The organism is Rhizobium sp. GR12, assembly GCF_036596185.1.
GTDB classification, from domain to species: domain Bacteria; phylum Pseudomonadota; class Alphaproteobacteria; order Rhizobiales; family Rhizobiaceae; genus Agrobacterium; species Agrobacterium nepotum.
In genome coordinates this window covers 79476-95748 of the sequence record NZ_JASXTH010000001.1, presented here as the reverse complement: position 1 = coordinate 95748, position 16273 = coordinate 79476, and the positions used below count along the sequence as shown (strand labels likewise).

Here is a 16273-nt window from a genome sequence, read left to right as displayed (position 1 = left end):
GAAAAGAGGAAAGGGAGAAGCAAACGGAAAACAACCATGGCAGACAAATGTGACGTGCTGATTTTGGGGGCGGGGGCCGCCGGCATGATGTGCGCCATCCGCGCCGGCCAGCGCGGCCGCTCCGTCATCATCCTCGACCATGCCAAGGCGCCGGGCGAGAAAATCCGCATCTCCGGCGGCGGCCGCTGCAATTTCACCAACATCCATGCCGGGCCGAAGAATTACCTCTCCGCCAACGCGCATTTCGCCAAATCCGCACTCGCCCGTTACACGCCGCGCGATTTCATCGCTCTGGTCGAGAAACACCGCATCGCCTGGCATGAAAAGACGCTCGGGCAGCTCTTTTGCGACGACAGCGCCAAGGACATCATCCGTATGCTGCTTGGCGAAATGCAGGCCGCGAAGGTGAAATTGAGGCTGGAAACCGCCGTCTCTGATGTCGCCCATGATGGCGGACGTTTTCGCGTGACGACCTCCGGTGGCGTTATCGAGGCGGAAAGCCTCGTCGTCGCAACGGGCGGCAAGTCGATTCCGAAAATGGGCGCGACCGGTTTCGCCTACCAGATCGCCGAGCAATTCGGCCTGTCGCTTCTCGAGACGCGCCCAGGCCTCGTGCCGCTGACGCTTGATCCTGCCGCGCTGGAAAAGTTGAGCCCGCTCGCCGGTGTCGCGGTCCCGGCTGAAATTTCCCACGGCAAGACGGCTTTCAACGAGGCGCTTTTGTTCACCCATCGCGGTTTGAGCGGCCCGTCCATCCTGCAAATCTCCTCCTATTGGAGGGAGGGCGATACGATCCGCCTGAAACTTGAGCCGGCGCGCGATATCCTCGCTTTGCTCAAAGAAGCGAAGCAGATGAACGGTCGCCAGTCGCCTCAGACCGCGCTCTCGGAAATCCTGCCGAAGCGGCTCGCCCAGCATGTGGTCGAAAAATCCGGCCTGACTGGCAATCTCGCCGATATGTCCGACAAGATCCTGGCGAAGTTGGCGAATGAGGTGCAGGACTGGCAGATCAAGCCGGCTGGCTCCGAGGGTTATCGCACGGCGGAAGTCACGCTCGGCGGCGTGGACACGACCGGCCTTGATTCCCGCAGCATGGCGGCGAAATCACTGGCCGGTCTCTTTTTCATCGGCGAATGCGTTGATGTGACCGGCTGGCTCGGCGGTTATAATTTCCAGTGGGCCTGGGCCTCCGGCCAGGCGGCAGGCGATTTCGCCTGAGACGGGCCGCCTTAACACCTTGTTAATAGGCGCGGAGTCATCCTGACCGAATGCCAGCAAAGCCGGAATAGCATTATGGTCCGGTTGCACATGATGTCATGCTGGAGGCTCTTTACAGGGCATGGGTCGGTTGAGTTTTTAGTCAGGAGCCCGCGCATGAACAGATCCGCACATCGCCGCCCTCGCGCCATTGCCATCGCCCGCGCCGAAAGCGAGAGCAGGCAGTTTATCTTTCGCCTCACCGCAATCGCAGCCGGTGCTTTGGCTGCCCTGATAGCTCTTTTTTACTGAGGCTCGGCTCCACTTCCTCGCCATTCCGACAATTGCGGCAAAAAACCGCCACGGCCGAGATGCGTCAGCCATATCGGCATAGAATTTCTCTTCCTGCCTGATGGCTTCCTGCCGCGTGCGCGGCTTTAGATTTTCAATGATAACCTGTGCTGCATAAAACGCGGGCATGTCGCTCATGTCATTCTCCTTGTTGCGGAAGACCATGATGCACGCCGTTTTTTGTTTTATCTGCGCAAGAAAATGCGCTACATTTTTCACTGATGAAAAACGTCACTTGGGATTCCTACCAGCTTTTCCTCGATGTATCCCGCAGTGGCGGCTTGACGGGTGCTGCGGCGCTGACGGGTTTGAGCCCGGCGACGATCGGGCGGCGCATGGTCGAGCTGGAAGAGCGCATCGGCAAGGCGCTGTTTCTGCGCAGCCAGACCGGATACGCGCTGACGGCGGATGGCCGCGCGCTGTTCGACCGCCTTCAGGGAATGGAAAACGCAGCGAAGGACATCGAAGGATGGCAGAAGGCGTCATCCGCCTCTTCCGTCGTGCGCATTGCGGTCGGCACCTGGAATGCCTGGCTGCTGGCCGTGAATTTCTCCGCCATCTGCACGGATCGCGATGATTTCCGCATCGATCTTTTCATTGCCGAACAGCGGGCGTCTTTGGCGCATCGTGAAAACGACATCGGCATTCGCGCCTTCGAACCGCAGGAACGCAACCTCGCCGCCATCAAGACGGGAGAGGTGGCTTATGCGCCCTACAGGCTGCGCAACGCCGCCGCTTCCGTTGCCGACCGCTGGTTGGCGGTGGCGGAAGAAAACGCCATTTCCGCCTATCTGCGCTGGCCGCATGAAAACCGGCGCGACGATATCGTGGTGACCGTCAACAGGCCGACCGCGCTGCTCGATCTCACGCTGGCCGGGGCAGGGGTCGCGGTGCTTCCCTGTTTCGTGGGCGATGCGGACGCGCGGTTGATACGCGAGGGCGGCGAGATCGAGACGCTTCGTCACAACCAGTGGATCGTGATGAACAATGACGATCGCCACCGCCGCGATATACGGACGGTGGCGGACCGGATGACCAGGTTGATCAAGGGACATTCTGATTTATATGCCGGGCGCAAGAGCCGCCCAGCTTGAGCGGCGGCCTTGTCAGGCGGCAGCGCTTCCCTGCGCGACGATGACCGGGATCAGAAGATCGCCCCAGTTGCCGCCGCCGCCGTGGTGGCGGGCCGAGCGGACCAGCTCGACAGAAACACCGGCCTCGACGGCTTTCATGACGGCCTGGTTAAGGCGGTGCAGATCGTTGGCCAGCATGCGGATGGCGACCTGCTGATCCTGCGTCATGGCGGAGGACTGCTCCTCGGCGCGTTCCTTGACGTGGGTCTTGATGGGGTTGTGAGCATTCATGGCATTTCTCCTCTCGTTATTGTCCGGGGTTTTTGACTGGATTTGCAAGCCCTTCCCGGCGTCGGGAAGGGCGTTTTTTCGGTTTATTCCGCCGCCGGGCGGAACTGGTCGTGCTCGGTGGATTCTTTCATGGCGGTGGTCGAAGACGTGCCGCCAGAGATTGCCAGGGATACGGCGTCGAAATAGCCGGTGCCGACTTCGCGCTGGTGCTTGGTGGCGGTGTAACCATTGATCTCGGCTGCGAATTCCGCTTCCTGAAGCTCAGAATAGGCCGCCATCTGCCGGTCCTTGTAGCCGCGCGCCAGTTCGAACATGCCGTAATTCAACTGGTGGAACCCGGCCAGCGTGATGAACTGGAACTTGTAGCCCATCGCCCCCAGTTCCCGCTGGAACTTAGCAATCGTCGCGTCGTCGAGGTGCTTTTTCCAGTTGAATGACGGCGAGCAATTGTAAGCGAGCTTCTTGCCCGGATGCGCCTTGTGCACGCCCTCGGCAAATCTGCGCGCCTGTTCGAGATCCGGCTTGGAAGTCTCGCACCAGATCAGGTCGCAATAGGGTGCATAGGCCACCGCGCGGGCGATGCAGGGTTCAAGACCGTTCTTGACCTGATAGAAGCCCTCCACGGTGCGGCCGGCATCGTAATCCACGAAGGGCTGGTCGCGCTCGTCGATATCAGAGGTCAGAAGCTTGGCTGCCTCCGCATCGGTGCGGGCGATGACCAGCGTCGGCACACCCATGACATCGGCTGCAAGACGCGCCGCCGTCAGGTTGCGAATATGCGCCGCCGTCGGGATCAGAACCTTGCCGCCGAGATGGCCGCACTTCTTTTCAGATGCCAGCTGGTCCTCATAGTGAACACCGGCTGCGCCCGCCTCGATGAAGGCTTTCATGATCTCGAAGGCATTGAGCGGCCCGCCGAAACCTGCCTCCGCATCGGCAACGATCGGCGCGAACCAGGTGTCGACCGAAAGGCCTTTGCCTTCCGCCGTCTCGATCTGGTCTGCGCGTTGCAGCGTGCGGTTGATACGCTTTGCAAGCTCCGGCGCCGCATTGGCGGGGTAGAGCGACTGGTCCGGATACATGGCCGAGGCCGTATTGGCATCGGCTGCAACCTGCCAGCCGGAAAGATAGATCGCCTTCAGCCCGGCGCGCACCATCTGCATGGCCTGATTGCCGGAAAGCGCGCCGAGCGCATTGACGAAACTCTCCTCGTTGATGAGCGTCCACAGCCGGTTCGCACCCATCTCGGCCAGCGAATGGCGGATTTCGACGGAGCCGCGCAGCCGCTCCACGTCGGCGGCGGTGTAGGTGCGCTCGATGCCGTCGAAGCGTCCCTGCGGTGCACCCGGAACTAGTTTGTAAAAATCCGTCATACTTCTCTCTCCCATGACAAATGTGGTTTCGGAAACGTGCTGCCTTCAACTTCGTGAAGCGCCGTTCGATGTGACTACATTTACATTTTCGAGAGTTTGAACGCCAGAACAAACATAAAAACAGTGACTTGAAAGAAGTTATCCTGTAGGGTGCGTGACAGGGTGGAGTTGTAAAATTGTAAATTTTGTAAAAGTCTTCCGCCCGGTGAATTTGTAACAGGCTTGTATGTGTCGAGGACACAGAGGTGAGGCGGTGTCGGAAAACAAGATTTTTGCTGGTCCGCGCGTGCGCCGCATTCGCAACGGTCTCGCGCTGACGCAGACGGCGATGGCCGAGGCGCTGGCGATCTCGCCATCCTATCTCAATCTCATCGAGCGCAACCAGCGGCCCCTGACCGTGCAGCTGCTGCTGAAGCTTGCCTCCGTCTACAGGGTCGATCTGGACGACTTGCAGGGAGAAAGCGCCGGTTCCGCCGGGCAGTTGCGCGAGGTCTTCGCCGATCCGCTGCTGGCGGGGGAGGTGCCGTCGCCGCAGGAGCTGATCGAGGTTGCCGATGCTGCGCCCAATGCGGCAAGCGGCGTCGTCAAGCTTTACAGGGCTTACAGAGAGCAGGCCCAGCGCCTTTCCGACCTGTCGGATCTTCTGGCGCGGGAGGGGCATGAGACGGCGCTTTCCTCGACCCGCCTGCCGATCGACGAGGTGCGGCACGTCTTCGAAACCCGCCCGGCCTATTTTCATTCCATCGATGCGGCGGCGGAAGAACTCCACAAACAATTGTCGGCGGGCGACGATCTCGCCTCTGGCCTTCGCGCATGGATGCAGAAAAATCACGGCATCGTGGTCAGAACCCTGCCGGTGCATGCCATGCCCAATCTGCGGCGGCGTTACGACCGGCACTCCATGCGGCTGTTTTTATCCGAGCGTCTGTCGCAGCCGGACCAGCTCAGGGAAATGGCGATGGAAACCTGTCTTCTGGCGCTCCGCGACGAGATCGGCGCGGAGCTTGACGGGCTTGGCCTGACGGGCGAGGAGGCGAGGCGCATTGCCCGCTTCGAGCTGGCGCGTTATGCCGCCCATGCTTTGATGATGCCCTATGGTGCGTTTCTGAGCGCCGCCCAACGCGCGAAATACGATCTCGACGTCCTGCGCTCGCGTTTCAACGTCTCGTTCGAACAGGCCGCCAACCGCCTCGTCAGCCTGCAACGGCCGACGGCTGCGGCAATCCCGTTTTTCCTGATGGAAATCGACAATGCCGGTAACCGGTTCCGTATGGCGGGTGCCGGCGGTTTTCCGAGGGCGCGTTTCGGCGGTCTCTGTCCGCGTCTTAATGTCCACGCCGCCTTTGCCCAGCCGGGACAGGTGCTGGTGGAGGCGGTGGAGATGCCGGATGGCGACGCCTTCCTGACGGTTTCGCGCACGCTCGAAGGTCCGCTGGCGGGTTTTGGCGAAAGGGTGCGGCGAACGGCCGTGCTGTTGGGCTGCGATCTGGCCCAGGCCGGAGAGACGGTTTACGGCGCTGCCGGCTCAGGTGGGCCGACCGTTGCCGTCGGTCCCTCGTGCCGGTTGTGCGAAAGGCAGGGCTGTCTGTCACGGGCGGAAGCGCCGCTGACGCGGCCGCTCGGTCTGGACGAAATGGTAACCGGTCTTAGTGTTTTCGACTTCCAGTAGGTGTTTCGCAGCGCTTTTCGAAAGGTGGAACACATTCGGTTGAAAATGCTGTGCTGCACATTTCCCGCTTGCTCCCTTTTGTTTTCCTTTCTAGTCTCTCAAAAAAAAGGGGATCACGCTTCCGTCGTGAGGTTGCGTAAACAGGAGACATCATGAAAAAACGTTCGCTCCGCCTGACTTTGGCCCTTACCTCCGCGCTCGTTGCAGCAGGCTCGGCAATGGCCCAGGAAAAGGTCGTTCACGTCTATAACTGGTCGGATTATATCGACGAATCGATCCTTACCGATTTCACCAAGGAAACCGGCATCAAGGTCGTCTACGACGTGTTCGACAGCAACGAACTCGTGGAAACGAAGCTTCTGGCCGGCAGCTCCGGTTATGACGTGGTGGTGCCGACCGGCCCCTTCCTCGCCCGCCAGATCAATGCCGGCGTTTTTCAGAAACTCGACAAGTCCAAGTTGCCCAACCTCAAGAACTTGTGGCCGGAAGTTTCCGAGCGTCTGGCGAAGTACGATCCCGGCAACGAATATGCCGTAAACTACATGTGGGGCACGACCGGCATCGGTTATAATGTCGCCAAGGTGAAGGCCGCTCTCGGCGATGTTCCGGTCGACAGCTGGGATATTCTCTTCAAGCCGGAAAATGCCGAAAAGCTGAAATCCTGCGGCATCAATATTCTCGATGCTTCGGACGAAACCTTCGCCATCGCCATGAATTATCTCGGCAAGAATCCCGACAGCAAGGAAACGGCCGATCTGGAAGCGGGCGGCGCGGTCTATTCGAAGATCCGCCCCTATGTGAAGACCTTCAACTCCTCCGCCTATATCGATGAGCTGGCGAATGGCGACAGCTGCATCACCATCGGCTGGTCGGGCGACATCCTGCAGGCGAAAAGCCGCGCCGAGGAAGCCAAGAACGGCGTCGAGGTGAATTATATCATCCCGAAGGAAGGCACCTATATGTGGTTCGACAATCTTGCCATCCCGGCGGATGCCAAGAATGTCGAGGAAGCCCACACCTTCATCAACTATCTGATGCGGCCGGAGATCATCGCCAAGGCGTCCAACTACGTTCAGTATGCGAACGGCAACTTCGCCTCGCAGGCCCTGATGGACCCGTCCGTCGCCAAGAACCCCGCGGTCTATCCAGATGCCGAGACGATGAAGAAGCTCTTCACCATCTCGCCTTACGGACCGAAGGAACAGCGTGTCTTGAACCGCGTCTGGACCCAGATAAAAACCGGCAGCTGATAGCTCCGCACGCTGGTTGAGAAACGGCCGGCGGGCCCGTTTCTCTCATCCCTTTGCCGGCAGGTCATGCACCCTGCCGGCGCTGCCCGCCTTCCAAAATCAAACGGATTTGAGGGTAGGGTGGATGGCGAAAACTCTGGGGCCGGTCAAACGTAAATTTAGCCCTTGGGACAATCCCGATGCGGTTCCCTTCATCCGTTTTGAAAACGTCACCAAGCGTTTTGGCGACTTCGTCGCCGTCGATAATCTGACGCTCGATATTTACGAGCGCGAGTTCTTTTCGCTGCTCGGCCCTTCCGGCTGCGGCAAGACCACGCTGATGCGCATGCTGGCCGGTTTCGAGGAGCCGACCGATGGGCGCATTCTCCTTCAGGGCAAGGATATTTCCGGCGTGCCGCCCTACAGGCGTCCGACCAACATGATGTTCCAGTCCTATGCGCTATTCCCGCATATGTCGGTGGAAAAGAACATCGCCTTCGGTCTGGAGCAGGATGGTCTGCCCAAGGCGGAAATTGCCTCCCGTGTGGAGGAAATGCTGCGTCTCGTGAAACTCAGCGAATTTGCCAGGCGCAAGCCGAGCCAGCTTTCGGGCGGCCAGCGGCAGCGGGTGGCGCTCGCCCGTTCGCTTGCCAAGCGGCCGAAGGTGCTTCTCCTGGACGAGCCGCTCGGCGCGCTCGACAAGAAGCTGCGCGAAGAAACCCAGTTCGAGCTGATGGACATCCAGACCAATCTCGGCTTGACCTTCCTGATCGTCACCCATGATCAGGAAGAGGCGATGACCGTGTCGGACCGGATCGCGGTCATGGACAAGGGCATGGTCGTGCAGGTGGCGACGCCGGCCGAGATTTACGAGGCGCCGAACAGCCGTTACGTGGCGGATTTCATCGGCGACATCAATATCTTCGACGCGAACGTCGTCGCCAATGCTTCCGACGTCGGCAAGCCGGGGCTGGTGACGCTGGATTGCGACGGACTGGCGGTTTCCGTGGAACAGGAATGCACCGCCGCGACCGGTAGTCGGGTGGCCTTTGCCATTCGCCCGGAAAAGGTCCGCATCTCGATCGATCAACCCGCCGATAGCGCCATCAATTCCGCCTATGGCGAGGTCTGGGATATCGGTTATCTCGGCGATTTTTCGGTGTTCATCGTCAAGCTTGCCGATGGCCGTGTCATCCGCGCGGCACAGGCGAATGTCTCGCGTCTCGTGGATCGCCCGATCACATTCGGTGATATGGTGTGGCTTAACTGGAAACCGGATTCCGGTCTTGTGCTAACGCGCTGAGGGAGGCTTTCATGGCGATCACCACTCCCGAAAACCGGCAAAGCCCCTGGCGATGGCTGGTCGTTGCAGTTCCCTATTTCTGGCTGCTGCTGTTTTTCGTTGCGCCGTTTTTGATCATTCTCAAGATATCGCTTTCGGATACGGCGATATCCATGCCGCCCTATACACCGGTCTTCGAAGGATTTTCAAAACTCGGGGCCTTCTTCTCGCAACTCGATTTCGAAAATTACCTGTTTCTGACGGAAGACCCGCTCTACATCGACGCCTATCTGTCGTCGCTGCGCATCGCCTTCATCTCCACCTGCCTGCTTTTGCTGATCGGTTATCCCATGGCGCTGGCCATGGCGCGCGCGCCGTCATCCATCCGCCCGACGCTGGTGATGCTGGTGATCCTGCCGTTCTGGACCTCGTTCCTGATCCGCGTTTATGCCTGGATCGGCATTCTTAAACCCGAGGGCCTGTTGACGGTGCTGTTCCAATGGCTCGGTTTTCTCGGGCCGGACCAGCAGGTCAATATCTTCCGCACCGAGACGGCGATCTTCATCGGCATCGTTTATTCCTATCTGCCCTTCATGGTGCTGCCGCTCTATGCGGCGCTGGAAAAACTCGACAATACGCTGCTGGAGGCGGCCGCCGATCTCGGTTGCCCGCCCTGGAAAGCCTTTTGGAAGATTACCTTTCCGCTGTCGCTGCCGGGCGTCGTCGCCGGCTCGATGATCTGTTTCATCCCGATAACAGGCGAATTCGTCATTCCCGATCTGCTCGGCGGCGCGCAGACGCTGATGATCGGCAAGACGCTCTGGACGGAATTCTTCGGCAATCGCGACTGGCCATTGGCATCCGCCGTTGCCGTGCTGCTGCTGCTGTTGCTGGTGGTGCCCATCGCCATTTTCCAGAACCAGCAAAAGAAGGTGGGGTGAGGCCATGAAGCGCGGAAAATTCGACATCACCGTCCTGACCCTCGGTTTTGCCTTCCTCTACATCCCGATCATCATCCTGATCGTCTATTCCTTCAACGCCTCCAAGCTGGTCACCGTCTGGGGCGGGTTTTCGCTGCAATGGTACAGATCCATGTGGTCGAACCAGGGGCTGATGGATGCGGCCTGGGTAACGCTTCGCGTCGGTATCCTGAGCGCCACCATCGGCACCATCCTCGGAACGCTGGCGGCGTTGTCGCTCACCCGCTTTGCGCGGTTTCCGGGACGGATGCTGTTTTCCGGCATGATCTATGCGCCGCTGGTCATGCCGGAGGTCATTACCGGCCTGTCGCTGCTGCTGCTGTTCGTGGCCGTCGGGGTGGATCGCGGTTTCTGGACGGTGGTCATCGCCCACACCACCTTCACCATGTGTTACGTGGCGATCGTCGTGCAGTCGCGCCTCCTGACTTTCGATCGTAGTCTGGAGGAGGCGGCGCTCGATCTCGGTTGCCCACCGGTCAAAACCTTCTTCCGCATTACCCTGCCGCTGATCTTCCCCGCCGTCATCGCCGGTTGGATGCTGGCGTTTACGCTGTCGCTCGACGATCTCGTGATCGCGAGTTTCGCCACCGGTCCCGGTGCAACCACGCTGCCGATCAAGATCTATTCGCAGGTTCGCCTCGGCGTGACGCCGGAAATCAACGCGATCTGCACCATCCTCATCGGACTTGTCACCATCGGCGTGATTGCTGCTTCCATCGCCTCCAAACGTACCGAACTCCAGCGGATGAAGGACGAACACGCAGCGGCGCGAAACTGATCGGATCTGTCTCTCCGGTTTCTACGCGTTACTGTTGAAGTCGTAATAAATTTAGAAACCTATAATTTAGTTTTGGCCCTTTACGGTCTCAAAATAGGAATTATCGTCGGTAATTGATCGATTTTGGTTTTAACCGCTTGTTAATAGGAGTTGGCGGAAAGTAAATCCCAACGCAGGGCTGTCAAATTTTTGATAGCCGGGATTGATAATTTCCATATGGCGAGGTTGTCCCCTTTCTCTCGTTAAAAAAAGCACAACTAATACAGGCGGTCGCAAGGCCGCCTTTCTTTTTGCCGTCACGCCGGTTGCCGTTCAGCGGTTTTCGGGATGATCCATCGATTTCGACACGAGAAGCACGGGGATAAGCCCGGCGATGATGATGATGATGGCAGGCACGGCGGCGTCCTGCACCCTCGAGCGGGATGCATCCTCATAGACCAGCGTTGCGAGCGTGTTGAAGCCGAAGGGTCTGAGCAGGATGGTTGCGGGCAATTCCTTCATGGATTCGATCAGCACCAGAAGAAAGGCGGTCAGTGCCGCAGGCCGCATATTCGGCAACAGCACCCTGAACAGCGTCTGCAACCGGTTGCGCCCGAGCGTTCGTGAAGCCATGTCGATATGTGGCGAAAGCTTCTGGAAACCGGCATCGAGCGTGCCTTCCGCCATGGTCATGAAGCGTACCGAATGGGCGTAGATGATGGCGAAGGCGGTGCCGGAAAGCAGCAAACCGCTTGAAAACCCGAAATGCGACCGGATCAGCCCATCGACACGATTGTCGAGACCGGCCAGCGGAATGAGCACGCCGATGGCGAGCACCGTTCCCGGCACGCCATATCCCATGGAGCCGAGGCGGGCGGCCACCCTGGATGTGCGCGAACGTTCGGTGCGAATGGCATAGGAAAACACGAAAGCCGCAATCAGCGTGACGAAGGCGGCGGAAAGCGAGACTTCGAGACTGTGCCCGAGCGCTTTCAGCAGCTTCGGTGCAAACAGCGCATCCAGCCTCTTTGCGGCGTAACCGCCAAGAACGATGACGGGAATGCAGAAACCGCTGACGACCGGAACAAGGCAGAACAGGCTCGCGGACCAGCGCCGCCAGCTATCGAGGCTTTTCAGCCGATGGCGCTGCGCCATACTTGTGGCTTTTGGCGCGGCAAAGCGCTGTTTTTCGCGGGCGTTGCGTTCGATGAAGATCAGCGCGCCGACGATGAGCAGGATGACTGCGGCGATCTGTGTCGCATTGGCGAGGTTGCCGCGATTGAGCCAGGTCTCGTAAATGGTGAAGGTCAGCGTCTGGACACCGAGATATTCGACGGCGCCGATATCGTTCAGCGTCTCCATCAGGACCAGCGAAAGGCCGATGGCAATCGCCGGCCGCGCCATCGGCAATTGCACGGAAAAGAACACGTTCAGCGGTTTTGCGCCAAGCGTGCGGGCCGCTTCGGCCGCAAACCGCCCCTGCATGGAAAAGGCGGCGCGGGCGGACAGATAGACATATGGGTAAAGCACCGAGCTCAGAACGATCACCGCGCCGCCGAGCGAGCGTATGTCTGGAAACCAGTAATCGCGGATGCTGTGATAGCCGAAGGCGGCGCGAATGGTGCTCTGTACCGGGCCGGTGAAATCGAGAAACTCGCCGAAAGCATAGGCCGCCAGATAGGAGGGAATGGCGAGCGGCAGGACAAGTGCTGCGGACAATACCCGTCGCAACGGAAATTCGAATGTTGTGACGAGCCAGGCGCAGGCGATGCCGAAGAATGCAGTCGTCGCGGCCGTCATCCCCAGCAGCAGGAAGGTGCGAAACCCGGCACGCGGCAGAACATTGGCAAGAAGATGCTGCCATCCCTCCGTACTGCCGGTCAGCGCCATCCAGAAGATCGCCAGAACGGGCATGGCGGCGATGGCTGCGACGACTACCGCCGCTATGGGCAACACTGAAACGCGTTTTATCGCTGGAAGGGAAGCCGTCATGGGCATGCGAGCCTGCTGTCTTGCGAGATACGGAGGGCGCCACGCACGTCACTGCACAATATAAAACGCGAAGATTTACTGTGACACCGCATGCATATTTCCCTCATTCCTGTGCTTGTCACAGGAATCCAGCCGACGCGCGTCTGCGCGGCGAGAGGAGTCCTTCCAGCCCAAGGACTTGGACTGGCTAGATTCCTGTGACAAGCACAGGAATGAGGGAGGAGACGATAGTGCTAGAAACCGTCTACCCCCTTTGCCGCATTGCTACGCCCGCATGACCTCAGTTGGCAAGAACCCGCTGCGACGGAAAGGTAATTTCCACCAGCGTTCCCTCATTCGGCGTCGAGGTGATGGAGAAGTTCGCACGGTTGGCGTCCACCATCGCCTTGGTCAGCGGCAGCCCAAGCCCGGTGCCGTCGCCCCGCACGCGCTTGCCCGACGACGCCACCTGCCGGAACGGCTTCATGGCCTGTTCCAGCTCCGCCCGCGTCATGCCGATGCCGGTATCGCGGATGCGCAGCGCTACGCTGCCATTGGCCTCATAGGCCGTTGAAACCACGATCTGGCCGCCCGACGGCGTGAAGCGGATGGCGTTCGACAGGATGTTGAGCACGATCTGCTTGATCGAACGCAGATCGGCGACGATCTGCGGCACGGATTGCGAAAGCGCCGTGCGGATGATGACGCGCTGGTTGTTGGCCTGCGGTTGCACCAGCGATACCGCTTCGGCCACCGTCTCGTTCAGCGGCACGGCGATGAAATCCACATCCATCTGCCCGGCTTCGATCTTGGAGATGTCGAGGAGATCGTTGACGATGTCGAGCACATGCCGGCCCGAGCGGCCGATGTCATTGGCATATTCCACATAGCGCGGATGGCCGATCGGCCCGAAACGTTCGGTCGCCATCATGTCCGAAAAGCCGATGATGGCGTTTAGCGGCGTGCGGATTTCGTGGCTGACTCGCGCCAGGAAATCGGTCTTGTGGGCATTGGCGGTTTCCGCCGAGCGCTTGGCGTTGCGCAATTCTTCTTCCGTGCGCTTCCACTGGGTGATGTCGCGCATGACCACGCAATAGCCGTGCGAGGATTTGAGCCGGCCGATGGTCATGAACAGCGGCAGAAACCCGCCGGACGCCTCGCGGCCGATCACTTCGCGGCCATCGTTCAGCACGCTGGCGACGCCGTTATTGGCAAGGCCGGAAAGATAGTCCAGCACCGCGCGCTGGCTCTCATGCGCAAACAGCGTGACGAAGGGTTTGCCGGCGATTTCGCCGTTATCATAGTTGAACAACGCGCTGGCGGAGCGATTGAGCGAGCGGATTTCACCGTCGTCTCCCAAAAGCACCACGCCATCCGTTGCCGTTTCCAGAATGGAATGCAGTTCCTCGACTTCGCCCTGCAGCACGGAAACACTGCTTGCTTCCGCATTCGCAGTTTCGGTCGCTGCCGCATTTTCATTGGCCGCCGTAACTGACGCCTGCTTTTCTTCCAGCGGCACCAGCGACAGCATCAGCGCCGTGGTTTCTTCCCAGCGGATGGATTGCAGCCGCGCCTTGACCGGAATGATATCGTTTTCCGCGCTGACGACCACCATGCCGCCCTCATGGTCCGGCATATCTTCCAGCTCGTGCCGTTGCAGCAGTGCTTCCAATCCGCCGACCTCTTCCAATTCATCGAGAGAGCCGTAGCCCGTCAGCCGCAGGAAATCCGGATTGGCGTGGATCAGCCTGTCGCCAGCATGCACCAGGAGCGCCACAGGCATCTGGTCCAGCGTTTCGGCGCTCAGCGCATTGGCGGGGCGGGGCGGCGGGCTGACCATCGCGGCGGCGATATCGGCCACCGGCTGTGCATCGCCTACCGCGTCTTTCTTTTCTTCGAGCGCGTTTTCATCCGCAGGCTTGTGAATGGCCGCAGACCGTTCGCCACGAACATAGTCCGCGAAAAGATCGTCGTCCTCCGCCGTTTCCGCCGTCTCGACGACCTCTGCCGCAGCGGGGTCCACTTGTGTCCCGGCGTCGATATCGTCGTGGGTGTCCTGCTCGGCGCGCGCGGCGGAACGGGCTTCTTCCTCCGTCTTCCGGTTTTCGTCCGGAACGGCATCCGTGGGCGCCAGCGTCCGGCCAATTTCCCGGAATGCAGCCTGTTCGCCCGCGGTCAGGCCCTCGCGGGAACGCCCGCGACGCTCTTCCAGATGAACAACCTTGTCGGAATAGGGTGGTTCGACCTCTGGTTCCGGCGCGGATTCGGCTGCCAATACCGGCACTTCGAACTCCGGCGGGCTGAAATCGTGGCGCTGTTCTTCGCCCGAAATCTCGGCCGGCGCATCGGCTTCCGCCGCCAAGGTTTCGTCGCTACCGGCTGCGTGATCACCGTCATCGAGAAACGCCAGCAGGTCATGGCTTTCGTCCTCGGCAGCCGGCTGTGGCAAGGCTTCGATTCGAGCATCCTCTTCCTCGTCCAGGAAGGTGAGGCCGGTGGCGTGGGGATCCTCAGCGGCATCGGCCAGCCGCACGATGCCGAAACCACGGAAACCGTCAAATTCGCGCGAGCGCGTATAGGTGGGCAGGGCGGCGAGATCGATCGGCACCATGAGGGAGGTGGCCTCCACCGGCCAATAGATCGTCTTGCCCGACCATGTGTCGCGGCGGCCGAGAAGTTCGCGAATCTTGCCTTCCGGGTCGAGGTTGAAAAGCGCTGCCACATCGGCGAAGCGCATGCCCTCGACAGCTGCCGCTTTCGCGCCCACCGCCTCCGCGAATTCATGCGAGATCGAGCTGAAGCGCCCTTCTGCATCGATCTTCCAGACGAAACGGGACGCGCGTCCCCCTGCGTTGAAGACAAAAGATGGTGCGCCTTCCGCCGGTTCTGTTTCCGCCGGCAGATCTTCTTGCTCCGGTGTCGTGGCCTGCGCCGTCACCGTTTCGGCAATTTCATCTTCTGCCGGTGCACTTTCTGCATCCGGTGCATTTTCGGCATGGTCCTCGCCAGTCGCCCGGCCGGTTGCCGGAACCTCCAGCTCATCCTCATCCAGTTCGAAAAGATCGGCAATATCGTCGGTCATGGCTGCATTCGCAGCGCTATCGGCATCCTCCACGGAGATATCCGCCGGGGTATCCGTTTCTTCTATTGCTGCCGACATTGGCGGAATGGTTTCCTGATCCTGATCCACCGCCACTTCGTCTTCGGAGTCGACAGGCAGTTCCTGCACGTCCTCCACATCCTCCACATCCTCGATACCGGCGACGGCGTCGAGCACGGAATCGAAGGAGGCAGCCGCTGCGGCAACAGGCGCGGTCTCGGCAACCGGCAAAACCGGTTGGGCGGCGGCCGGGGTTTCCTGCGGCTTGTCTTCGGCAAAGCCGTTAACGGGATCGAGTGTCCCGAGTGCGGTCTCGACCACGAACAGCAGGTTGAGTTCTGGCGATGTGGTGATCTGGCCGGCGGCGGCGGGCATGTAACCCTTGCCGGTCGGCACGGGCCGTTTGACGAGGTGGCCTGCCTGACCCGCGGCCATCCTCACCAGCGTCTTTGCCGTATGCGGCGTGATGCCGAGCGACGCAAACTTGGGCGAGGCGGCAACGACCTCGTTGTCGCCATTGATGACAGCGATATGGATGTCGGGATCGTCAAAGCCTTCAATCATGCGCCTTGCGCATTCCGCCGTGTCGGGTGCTGCCTGATCGGTGAGGGCGGAAAAAAGGATCGCGGGCTGGCCAGGTTCGGCCTCGATGATTTCCGCCTTGGCGGTAACGGCAAGGCTGCGAAAACCCGCATTGACGCGAATGGTAAACGGCAGGCTGTCGCCGGTCCTGGAAAGCCGCGTCGCCGTCGTCGCCAGCTGCCGGAAGGTCACGTCCTGCCGTTTGGGGCCCTGTTCCAGAAAATCATAGACCATCGGCGTGCCGAACAGCGCCGCACCCCGTCCATTGGCCCAAAGCGCGTTCCGAAGGTCAAGCGAGAACAAAGCCATCGCCTCGCCGCGTCCGAAACCTTCACGCACCCGTTCATGTACTGCTATGTCGATAAAGGGATATTGGACGGCGGGCATGACGAAACCTATTTTGGCACTACCGGACCTT

General features: G+C 60.1%; 12 protein-coding genes. 7 read left to right on the top strand and 5 right to left on the bottom strand.

Features of this window, described 5'->3' with window-relative positions:
- Nucleotides 1-36 precede the first annotated feature (36 nt).
- Nucleotides 37-1218 (top strand): NAD(P)/FAD-dependent oxidoreductase, encoded by a 1182-nt coding sequence (locus tag QSK43_RS00430; RefSeq protein ID WP_332301918.1) that lies wholly within the window; start codon nucleotides 37-39, stop codon nucleotides 1216-1218.
- Nucleotides 1219-1356: 138 nt separating this feature from the next.
- Here QSK43_RS00430 and QSK43_RS00425 read toward each other — a convergent pair whose 3' ends face one another.
- Nucleotides 1357-1677, bottom strand: a complete 321-nt coding sequence (locus tag QSK43_RS00425) for a hypothetical protein (protein ID WP_332302227.1) — start codon at nucleotides 1675-1677, stop codon at nucleotides 1357-1359.
- A gap of 92 nt (nucleotides 1678-1769) precedes the next feature.
- Between QSK43_RS00425 and QSK43_RS00420 the strand changes: the two genes are divergently transcribed.
- A complete protein-coding gene (locus tag QSK43_RS00420; protein WP_332301917.1) occupies nucleotides 1770-2642 on the top strand; it encodes a LysR family transcriptional regulator in 873 nt (290 codons plus the stop codon).
- 12 nt (nucleotides 2643-2654) lie between these two features.
- On the opposite strand, the gene QSK43_RS00415 is transcribed toward QSK43_RS00420, so the two are convergent.
- Both QSK43_RS00415 and aceA read right to left on the bottom strand, forming a co-directional pair.
- Nucleotides 2655-2912 (bottom strand): SMc00767 family acetate metabolism repressor, encoded by a 258-nt coding sequence (locus QSK43_RS00415; protein ID WP_003515151.1) that lies wholly within the window; start codon nucleotides 2910-2912, stop codon nucleotides 2655-2657.
- A gap of 83 nt (nucleotides 2913-2995) precedes the next feature.
- Complete coding sequence (aceA, locus tag QSK43_RS00410) at nucleotides 2996-4285, bottom strand: isocitrate lyase (protein ID WP_045021952.1); 1290 nt, start codon at nucleotides 4283-4285, stop codon at nucleotides 2996-2998.
- 253 nt (nucleotides 4286-4538) lie between these two features.
- On the opposite strand from aceA, the gene QSK43_RS00405 reads away from it, so the two are divergent.
- From QSK43_RS00405 to QSK43_RS00385, 5 genes are all read left to right on the top strand, one after another.
- Complete coding sequence (locus tag QSK43_RS00405) at nucleotides 4539-5954, top strand: helix-turn-helix domain-containing protein (protein WP_332301916.1); 1416 nt, start codon at nucleotides 4539-4541, stop codon at nucleotides 5952-5954.
- A 152-nt stretch (nucleotides 5955-6106) separates the two neighbouring features.
- Complete coding sequence (locus QSK43_RS00400) at nucleotides 6107-7204, top strand: polyamine ABC transporter substrate-binding protein (protein WP_332301915.1); 1098 nt, start codon at nucleotides 6107-6109, stop codon at nucleotides 7202-7204.
- A gap of 124 nt (nucleotides 7205-7328) precedes the next feature.
- Nucleotides 7329-8486: an ABC transporter ATP-binding protein gene (locus QSK43_RS00395; protein ID WP_332301914.1), complete on the top strand. Its 1158-nt coding sequence runs from the start codon at nucleotides 7329-7331 to the stop codon at nucleotides 8484-8486.
- Between the two features lie 11 nt (nucleotides 8487-8497).
- Entirely contained in the window at nucleotides 8498-9406 is a 909-nt protein-coding gene (locus tag QSK43_RS00390; RefSeq protein ID WP_332301913.1) for an ABC transporter permease subunit, read from the top strand.
- Between the two features lie 4 nt (nucleotides 9407-9410).
- Nucleotides 9411-10223, top strand: coding sequence for an ABC transporter permease (locus QSK43_RS00385; RefSeq protein ID WP_332301912.1), 813 nt, complete (start codon nucleotides 9411-9413; stop codon nucleotides 10221-10223).
- 312 nt (nucleotides 10224-10535) lie between these two features.
- Here the strand turns inward: QSK43_RS00385 and QSK43_RS00380 are convergent, their stop codons facing one another.
- Both QSK43_RS00380 and QSK43_RS00375 read right to left on the bottom strand, forming a co-directional pair.
- Nucleotides 10536-12200 (bottom strand): ABC transporter permease, encoded by a 1665-nt coding sequence (locus QSK43_RS00380; RefSeq protein WP_332301911.1) that lies wholly within the window; start codon nucleotides 12198-12200, stop codon nucleotides 10536-10538.
- A 274-nt stretch (nucleotides 12201-12474) separates the two neighbouring features.
- A complete protein-coding gene (locus QSK43_RS00375) occupies nucleotides 12475-16242 on the bottom strand; it encodes an ATP-binding protein (RefSeq protein WP_332301910.1) in 3768 nt (1255 codons plus the stop codon).
- Between the last annotated feature and the right edge of the window lie 31 nt (nucleotides 16243-16273).

What these genes read in the sequence shown, in the direction of transcription:
- QSK43_RS00430 (WP_332301918.1), top strand. Translation starts at nt 37, where the DNA reads ATGGCAGACAAATGTGACGTGCTGATTTTGGGGGCGGGGGCCGCCGGC.
- QSK43_RS00425 (WP_332302227.1), bottom strand. Translation starts at nt 1,677, where the DNA reads ATGCCCGCGTTTTATGCAGCACAGGTTATCATTGAAAATCTAAAGCCG.
- QSK43_RS00420 (WP_332301917.1), top strand. Translation starts at nt 1,770, where the DNA reads ATGAAAAACGTCACTTGGGATTCCTACCAGCTTTTCCTCGATGTATCC.
- QSK43_RS00415 (WP_003515151.1), bottom strand. Translation starts at nt 2,912, where the DNA reads ATGAATGCTCACAACCCCATCAAGACCCACGTCAAGGAACGCGCCGAG.
- aceA (WP_045021952.1), bottom strand. Translation starts at nt 4,285, where the DNA reads ATGACGGATTTTTACAAACTAGTTCCGGGTGCACCGCAGGGACGCTTC.
- QSK43_RS00400 (WP_332301915.1), top strand. Translation starts at nt 6,107, where the DNA reads ATGAAAAAACGTTCGCTCCGCCTGACTTTGGCCCTTACCTCCGCGCTC.
- QSK43_RS00395 (WP_332301914.1), top strand. Translation starts at nt 7,329, where the DNA reads ATGGCGAAAACTCTGGGGCCGGTCAAACGTAAATTTAGCCCTTGGGAC.
- QSK43_RS00390 (WP_332301913.1), top strand. Translation starts at nt 8,498, where the DNA reads ATGGCGATCACCACTCCCGAAAACCGGCAAAGCCCCTGGCGATGGCTG.
- QSK43_RS00385 (WP_332301912.1), top strand. Translation starts at nt 9,411, where the DNA reads ATGAAGCGCGGAAAATTCGACATCACCGTCCTGACCCTCGGTTTTGCC.
- QSK43_RS00380 (WP_332301911.1), bottom strand. Translation starts at nt 12,200, where the DNA reads ATGCCCATGACGGCTTCCCTTCCAGCGATAAAACGCGTTTCAGTGTTG.
- QSK43_RS00375 (WP_332301910.1), bottom strand. Translation starts at nt 16,242, where the DNA reads ATGCCCGCCGTCCAATATCCCTTTATCGACATAGCAGTACATGAACGG.